7 protein-coding genes are annotated in these 7,495 nt (G+C 47.1%); 5 read left to right on the top strand and 2 right to left on the bottom strand.

Annotated features, from left to right (window positions below; translation table 11 throughout):
* Nucleotides 1-106 precede the first annotated feature (106 nt).
* From guaA to QUA70_RS23500, 3 genes are all read left to right on the top strand, one after another.
* Nucleotides 107-1,720: a glutamine-hydrolyzing GMP synthase gene (guaA, locus tag QUA70_RS23490; protein ID WP_333350245.1), complete on the top strand. Its 1,614-nt coding sequence runs from the start codon at nucleotides 107-109 to the stop codon at nucleotides 1,718-1,720.
* A 383-nt stretch (nucleotides 1,721-2,103) separates the two neighbouring features.
* Entirely contained in the window at nucleotides 2,104-2,319 is a 216-nt protein-coding gene (locus tag QUA70_RS23495; RefSeq protein WP_190659239.1) for a hypothetical protein, read from the top strand.
* Nucleotides 2,320-2,475: 156 nt separating this feature from the next.
* Nucleotides 2,476-3,372: a pirin family protein gene (locus tag QUA70_RS23500; RefSeq protein ID WP_333350243.1), complete on the top strand. Its 897-nt coding sequence runs from the start codon at nucleotides 2,476-2,478 to the stop codon at nucleotides 3,370-3,372.
* Nucleotides 3,373-3,722: 350 nt separating this feature from the next.
* Here QUA70_RS23500 and QUA70_RS23505 read toward each other — a convergent pair whose 3' ends face one another.
* Together QUA70_RS23505 and QUA70_RS23510 are read right to left on the bottom strand one after the other, a co-directional pair.
* Nucleotides 3,723-4,298, bottom strand: coding sequence for a TIGR04376 family protein (locus tag QUA70_RS23505; protein WP_333350241.1), 576 nt, complete (start codon nucleotides 4,296-4,298; stop codon nucleotides 3,723-3,725).
* Nucleotides 4,299-4,633: 335 nt separating this feature from the next.
* Nucleotides 4,634-5,860: a hypothetical protein gene (locus QUA70_RS23510; protein WP_333350240.1), complete on the bottom strand. Its 1,227-nt coding sequence runs from the start codon at nucleotides 5,858-5,860 to the stop codon at nucleotides 4,634-4,636.
* Between the two features lie 260 nt (nucleotides 5,861-6,120).
* Here QUA70_RS23510 and QUA70_RS23515 point away from each other — a divergent pair, with 260 nt between their 5' ends.
* Complete coding sequence (locus QUA70_RS23515; RefSeq protein ID WP_333350237.1) at nucleotides 6,121-6,291, top strand: hypothetical protein; 171 nt, start codon at nucleotides 6,121-6,123, stop codon at nucleotides 6,289-6,291.
* A gap of 571 nt (nucleotides 6,292-6,862) precedes the next feature.
* Nucleotides 6,863-7,399 carry a hypothetical protein gene (locus tag QUA70_RS23520; protein WP_333350236.1) on the top strand — a complete coding sequence of 179 codons (537 nt, stop codon included), beginning with the start codon at nucleotides 6,863-6,865 and terminating at the stop codon, nucleotides 7,397-7,399.
* Nucleotides 7,400-7,495: the final 96 nt, after the last annotated feature.

The raw sequence follows: 7,495 nt of genomic DNA on the forward strand, positions 1-7,495 counted from the left end.
TCCTAGCGACTAATGCTTGCTCGCCTTCCTCAGTCTAGTAGTGAAGGGGCGACAAATACATCCCCTACTTTCTGCCCAATTAGCAATTAGCAATTACGCAATAACCGTGACTACTCAAATAAAAACTGAATCAGACCTCACAAACTCTTCTCTGGGGCAGAGCGATCGCCAGACGATCGTGATTCTCGACTTCGGTTCGCAATATTCCGAACTGATTGCTCGCCGCATTCGCGAAACTCAAGTATATTCAGAAGTTATTTCTTACCGCACTACGGCAGAACAGTTAACAGCTATCAATCCTAAAGGAATTATTCTTTCAGGAGGCCCGAGTTCTGTATACGATGAAAGAGCTCCCCAATGCGACCCAGAAATTTGGAATTTGGGAATACCGGTGTTGGGAGTGTGTTATGGGATGCAGTTGATGGTAAAGCAGCTCGGAGGAACGGTTGAGCGGGCTAAGTTAGCCGAATACGGCAAGGCATCGCTATTTATTGACGATCCTACAGATTTGCTGACAAATGTCGAAGAAGGCAGCACGATGTGGATGAGCCACGGAGACTCCTGTTCCGAGTTGCCGTCGGGTTTTGAGATCCTCGCTCACACGGACAATACTCCGTCTGCTGCTGTTGCTCACCACGAGAAAAATTTGTACGGGGTTCAGTTTCACCCAGAAGTAGTTCACTCGATCGGGGGAATAGCTTTAATTCGCAATTTTGTTTACCACATTTGCGAGTGCGAACCGACTTGGACGACAGCTACTTTTGTGGAGGAATCGATTCGCGAAATTCGCGCGCAAGTGGGAGACAAACGAGTTTTGCTGGCTCTATCCGGCGGCGTAGATTCTTCTACTTTGGCTTTCTTGCTGCACAAGGCGATCGGCGACCAACTTACCTGTATGTTTATCGACCAAGGGTTTATGCGGAAGTATGAACCAGAACGGTTGGTAAAATTATTTAAAGAACAATTCCACATTGACGTTGAGTATGTTAATGCTCGCGAACGCTTTTTAGCTCAACTTGAAGGGATTACTGATCCTGAAGTAAAACGCAAGCGGATCGGTCACGAATTTATCAACGTATTTGAAGAAGAATCGAAGCGTCTGGGCCCCTTTGACTACCTCGCACAAGGTACTCTTTATCCTGATGTGATTGAGTCGGCTGATACTAATGCAGACCCGAAAAGCGGCGAACGAGTTGCTGTTAAAATTAAAAGCCACCACAATGTGGGGGGTTTGCCGAAAGATTTGCGATTTAAGCTGATTGAACCGCTGCGAAAACTGTTTAAGGATGAGGTGCGAAAAGTCGGCCGGTCGATCGGGCTACCGGAAGAAATCGTCAAGCGACAACCTTTCCCTGGCCCGGGATTGGCGATTCGGATTATAGGAGAAGTTACCGCAGAGAGACTAAATATTTTGCGGGATGCTGACTTCATTGTTCGCCAAGAAATTAACCGGCACGGATTGTACGGTGAACTTTGGCAAGCTTTTGCAGTTTTGCTGCCGATTCGCAGTGTAGGCGTGATGGGCGATCAGCGCACTTATGCTTACCCGATCGTCTTGCGATTTATTAAGAGTGAAGACGGGATGACGGCTGATTGGGCGCGCGTCCCTTACGATTTGTTGGAACTGATCTCGAATCGGATTGTGAATGAGGTTAAGGGGGTGAACCGGGTGGTTTACGATATTACTTCTAAGCCGCCGGGAACGATCGAGTGGGAGTGATGTGTAGTTAGCGATTAAGTAGGCGGACTAATTTTTTTGTCTGTCTACTTATTTTGATTTTGGATAAAAAGTCAACAGTCGTTACTTGTTGAGAATTGCTTGAAGAAGAGGTAGCTCTTCCGATGAAGGTCTGAAACTTTTGCACAGCAGGAAGTTAAGACTCGTGAAAGACGAAAATTATCACGGTGTGATAGTCAAAGGGCCGAATGTGGGTTCTAATTGTTTCACCGCTGCATTGGTTTCAATGTTGTGACTTCGATCACTGGTAACACGGACTTGGTTCACCCAATATTTTCAGTATTATCACGCAAAAAAACCAGCACCATCACTTGCTCTTAGAAGAAACCACGAGATGATTAAGGTGTCGAGTTCCAAATAATCCCATGTTTCAAGTTAATCTTCTCCCCGGCGCTATCAACGAATTAATTGCCACTGTCACCGATACTCACCGCGTTACCAAGGCTGACCGATACGGCATGATGGCCGCCATCCTCGATGAGTCCATCAGTGAAGAAGAACGTGGCTCACTCGATCGTCTGATTCGCTCCCTGGTCAAAGGTCGCATTCAAGTCAGTGATGAACTCTCCATCGTCTCGTAAGCAGAAAGCTCGTTGAGAACTCGACACTCTACAACAGCTTTCGATTGGGAAAGTTTAGACCAGTCACTGATATTGCGATCGGCCTCTACAAGGATAGCTTTTTGTATAATGCAGTTTTGACATAGACGATTAGCACTCACAACTTCATAAAACATCATGACGGATAGCATCCAGCATCTCATCGAGCCGCACATTCAAGATTTGGGTGGATTCCAAGCCCGCCGCTTGCTTCCCTCAGACGTTTTAGCACTGGTAGGCCCGTTCATCTTTTTTGACCATCTCGGCCCTGCGGTGTTTCCACCCGGCCGGGGCGTGGATGTCAGACCGCATCCGCACATCAACTTAGCAACCGTCACCTACCTGTTTGAAGGTGTTTTGCTGCATCGTGATAGTGTCGGCAGCGTTCAAGAAATCCGTCCCGGTGCGGTGAACTGGATGACGGCAGGGCGAGGAATTGTCCACTCCGAACGCACGCCTGACGACGAGCGCAGCAAAGAAGCCATCCTGCATGGCATCCAAACCTGGATAGCCCTTCCCGATGAATACGAAGAAACTGACCCCTGGTTTCGGCATCATCCGGCTTCTGAGCTGCCTGTTTGGGAGGATGCAGGAGTTTCGTTCACCCTGATTGCGGGTGATGCCTATGGTCGCACTTCCCCAGTTCAAATATTTTCACCCATGATTTATCTGGACGTGCAACTAACTGCTGGAAGAGAATTTACCTTACCGGGCGATTACAGCGAACAGGCGGTTTACAGCGTAACAGAGGGGCTGGTTATCAATGGAGTGCCTTTAGAACAACATCGGTTGGCAGTTTTCACTTCAGGCACTGAAGTAAACATTTCTGCTTCAGGCAAGGTTCGTTGTATTGTGATTGGCGGTGAACCTGTTGGTGAGCGCCATAAGTGGTGGAATTTTGTTTCGAGTCGGCACTCGCGCATTGAGCAAGCCAAACTCGATTGGAGAGAAGGACGGTTTGCTCAGGTTCCTCAAGAGACAGAATTTATCCCGCTGCCAGAAGAGCCACCTTCTCAAGCAGAGCAACCGTTGTGAATAACCGCAGCGATTTAAATTAAAAAACTGTTTGTTGATTCAGAATTCGTCTTTTTCAACTGACGGGGTTGTCACCCCGTCAGATTGGTGGATTGACAGCCGGGACAAATCATAATTTTTTTTACTTGATTAGAGCTTTTGTTTATACCATAAATATGTAACGCTAATTAAGTAGGTGAGAATATTGTAGGGATGATTGATTAATTGTCCCTACAAGTTTAGGATGGTAACTATATCAAGTCTGAGCGATCGCTCGCAATACCTGAGAGTCTGGAGGGTTGACGAATAGTTGCACCAGGAATCCGAGTCCCGGGTGAACCCGTACCTAAAGGATTGGGATGCTTTCGTAACTATCGGCCTATATTGCGCTTCATGCGATCGAGTTCTTCGTCTGCTTCCCAGCGTTGAAACTTTTCTTCTAAAGGATCGGCCGCATTAAAACTGTTATAATTTGAACTCTGATTCCAACCCTTTGTATCCCAATTCTGCTCTGTTTTAGTGGTAGTTCGAGTTGCTGCTTCGGCCGCTTTTGCTCGGACTTCTTTTCGCCGTACTTGAATTTGGCGGTACAGTTCTTTTGCTTTTTCAATGCGTTCTTTGCAGCCTTGCATTTGACCCCAGCGCTGATTTCCCTGACGCAGCAAAGCTGCTTGGCGCTCTTGGGCGGCTTGAGCTAAATCGAGCCTTTGAGCAGCTTTAGCTTTGTTGGCTCGATCGTTCCAGCGCTGAATTTCTTGGGCTGCCGAGAGGATTTCGGCTTGCAGTTTTTTCTCTTGTTTTTGGATATCGAGAATCAGCCGCAGAGTGTCTTCTTCTTGTTCCTTCAGTTGTTCTTCTATTGCCTGCAATTCCAGATGGGGATTGCTTCGCAAAAATTCTTCTAATCTGGTTTCTAGAAAGCGGCTGAAATCATCAAATAAGCCCATTTTTTATAAATCCTCAGTCATTAGTCCTGGGTCATTAGTCACTGGTCATTAGTTATTAGTCATTGGTTCTTAGTCACTGGAGATCGATTATTGATCCTGAGTTGTTAGTTATAGCAGAAGAAAGTTCGGTAAAGAATTGGGAAACCGATTTAACGGATAGAAGCAAGAAGTAATAAGAGCAATGGTTTCAGCAATTAAGAACGTCTTGGCGCTTCCTATATTATAACTGTTTTCACTGCTCGTGATATACAGCCCGATCGCTGCCCATTACTGATTACCGATGACCTAAGTCATAACTAATGACTGATGACTAATGACTCATAACTGATGACTGATTAGAACTTTTGGCCGACAAAAACCGATCGCACATCTCCTCCTTTGCGAATCACTGCTTCTTGATTTTTGATTTCTGCCAGCGTCCAACCGCTAGCGCCGATGCTTTCGCCGACATAAATCCTGCGGGCTACGCCGTCTACTTCAAACAAAGCAGCCGATCGATCGCCCAACTCCAAAATCCCTACCAACGTGTGCGCCGAAGTCGGGGCGCTGCTGACGGCCGGTGCGGATTGCTCCGGCGCGGGCGCCGATTGCTGGGCTGCGGGCGCTGGTGCCGGTTCGGTTTCGCGAGCCAAAATCTTTGGCTGGGGAGACTCCGAGGGGGAAGGGGAAGCGGCGAGGGGATCTCGATTTCCCGCAGCGGCGAGCGCACGACCGGAGGCTGGAGCAGTCGGCGAGGGGGAAACTGCGCTGGTTTGAGGAGCCGCCGGAGCCGCCGGAGCCGCAGCTACCGGAGCCGCCGGAGCCACAGTCACCTGAGCGGGGGGAGGGATGACTACGACTTGGGGTGCTGGTGCTCCCGGCTGCGAGGCAGCTTGTTCGAGGGCATTAGCAATGCGGTTGACTGCGGTCGAAAGACCTGCGGTTGCTGGCGGCGCGCCGGAAATTGGAATGCTCGGCAGCGTCCCTGGGGTGGCCACTCCGGGAACTCCTGCAAGTTGGGGGTTAGCTTGGGGTGCTTTTTTTTGTTCGATCGCTTCTAGCGAGCGCTGGACGTATTCCACAAACGGGGTGTCTGGTGCTGTTTTGCCACTTGCGGCGGGTGTCTCTGGTGCGGGGGCGGCTGGCAAGCGCACCAGTCGCGACCTGCTTGCGAGCCATAACCCCATGACTAGCAGCAGCGACCCAAATGCTGCTCCCAGCAGCATTCTGTCGAATGATTGTTTGGACTGCTGTTTTTTGGCTGTTTCTAGGGCGACTTGGCGGGCGATCGCTTCTACGTCTTTTTCGGCTCGCGGAGGCTGGGGCGCCAACTGCGACAAAACTATTGGAGGTACCGAGATCGACTTGAGCGCCACGAATTCTGGCTGCACTGGTTCCGATGGCAGTCCATCGCTGCCGTCGAATGCTCGATCGACTCCTTCAAACAGTTCGTCCATCAACCGATCGGCGTAGGACTCTACTGCCACTGCTTCGGCTGGCACTGTTTCGACGGTCGCAACCACGGCGATCGGCTCTGACGCTGATTCCAAAGACATCTGTTCGGCGATTACTTTTTGAGGCATAGTTTTCTCTGATTCGCGCTGCTCGACAAGCCTGAGACTGTTAACTTTTGACTTCTACAGGATAATCTTAAAATTTACCAATTCCCCTTAATAGGTGAATTGTACCTCACCGCTCACCAAATGTTTAGTCTTTGACAAACTTCTTGGTTATTCTGCCATCACGGCGCTTTTGGTCTTTGTACCTGAGTGTCTTACTGGTTTTTCATGGGAAATTTAGACTACCTTACACCACAAAAAAAGTTTTTTGTCAAGACCTTCAAGTGCCATGTGTCAGCGACTGGAAAGGACATATTGCACCCAACTTTGACGCACCTGCGCCATTTAATCAACTCGGCGTCAACTTGGATTGCCCGATCGCGATGAATATTGCCATCCAACGTGCGATCGACATTATGGTTAATATTGACGATCGTACATCAGGTGGCTCTTGATTCCATAAGGTGTTCTGGTATTGATAGATCGCATATCTAACCTAATTAATGGGCTGATTTAAACGCAAGGGCGAGCGTCTACCTGTCTAGTTTTGTAATCTAGTTCTACAAAAATTTAAAAGAGAGTTAGCCACTTTGTTGATGCGAGCCGAAATTATACAAATAATTTGAATTTAATTTGCTAACACTACCGTTTTACCGCAAAAAAAGTGGCAAAATTTACAGAATTGAGAGTGGAGTATAGGGCTGTATATGCTAAAAAAAAAGAACGTATTTTAAGTTTCTGGAAGTAGACTTGTATGGCGCTAAATGCTAGGTTAGTTCAATTTACCCCCGCTAGCAAGACAGTATGGTAAAGTATGATAAAACTGGGTTTTGGCTTGAAGCCAGTCAATCATCTCTAGATGCAGTGTGGAACAATACTCAGGATGATGTCTATGCCCAACTACTCCAGTAGGGATGCTGAAATAATTTTTATTGGACAGCATAGAAAAATTTTGTATAATAATTGTGCAGGCTATATATCTCCTGATATGCCTATCTGGTTTTAGCTGTCTAGATTTGAATTGCTATGGAATTATTGACTATCGGTTTCCTGGGAATATATCGCTTTGAAGAGGGTGCGGCTATCCGTGGAGCGATTTTGATAACTGATACAGAAACGAAACCTCTAGAGTTTCGAGTAACCGGGCCTGTTCGTCCACAGAAATTCCAGGAGATAGTCTACGGTGGGCTTTTGAATGAGCATATTTCTGTAGAACTGATTGGGTTGCCTCTTCTGAATTCTCTCCAACAAAAGCCTAACCTGATCATTGTCCGAGATATCTTGTTTCTAGAAATTAATACTAAGCAAGAAATTCCGACGGTTCTCCTACTGAAAGAAGATGAGCCTCTTTTCAATAGAGGCACTTCTAGTAAACCACTTAATCCAGAAGATTCTGGTCGTCCTCCAGTTAAAATTTGTACTTTGAGTCAATTTGAGCCAAAGTTGGAAGACATTTCACATCAGTTGCAGCCAATTTTTTTACATAGGGACTTAATGGAACCATTCGATCGCCTCGAAAAAGCCTGTGCTGATGTTGATACTCGTAATGTGGGTAATAACTAACACTTATGTTCCTGATTAAAGTAGACCTCTTGCAAAAAAAATCTATGCTATAATAGAAGGTTTTCAATTTAATCCCCCTAGAGCTAACTCATAATT

Source organism: Microcoleus sp. LAD1_D5, assembly GCF_036702115.1.
GTDB lineage: Bacteria > Cyanobacteriota > Cyanobacteriia > Cyanobacteriales > Microcoleaceae > Microcoleus.

Excerpts from the sequence above, each read along its gene's own strand:
- QUA70_RS23495 (WP_190659239.1), top strand. The coding sequence starts at position 2,104 with ATGTTTCAAGTTAATCTTCTCCCCGGCGCTATCAACGAATTAATTGCC.
- QUA70_RS23500 (WP_333350243.1), top strand. The coding sequence starts at position 2,476 with ATGACGGATAGCATCCAGCATCTCATCGAGCCGCACATTCAAGATTTG.
- QUA70_RS23505 (WP_333350241.1), bottom strand. The coding sequence starts at position 4,298 with ATGGGCTTATTTGATGATTTCAGCCGCTTTCTAGAAACCAGATTAGAA.
- QUA70_RS23510 (WP_333350240.1), bottom strand. The coding sequence starts at position 5,860 with ATGCCTCAAAAAGTAATCGCCGAACAGATGTCTTTGGAATCAGCGTCA.
- QUA70_RS23520 (WP_333350236.1), top strand. The coding sequence starts at position 6,863 with ATGGAATTATTGACTATCGGTTTCCTGGGAATATATCGCTTTGAAGAG.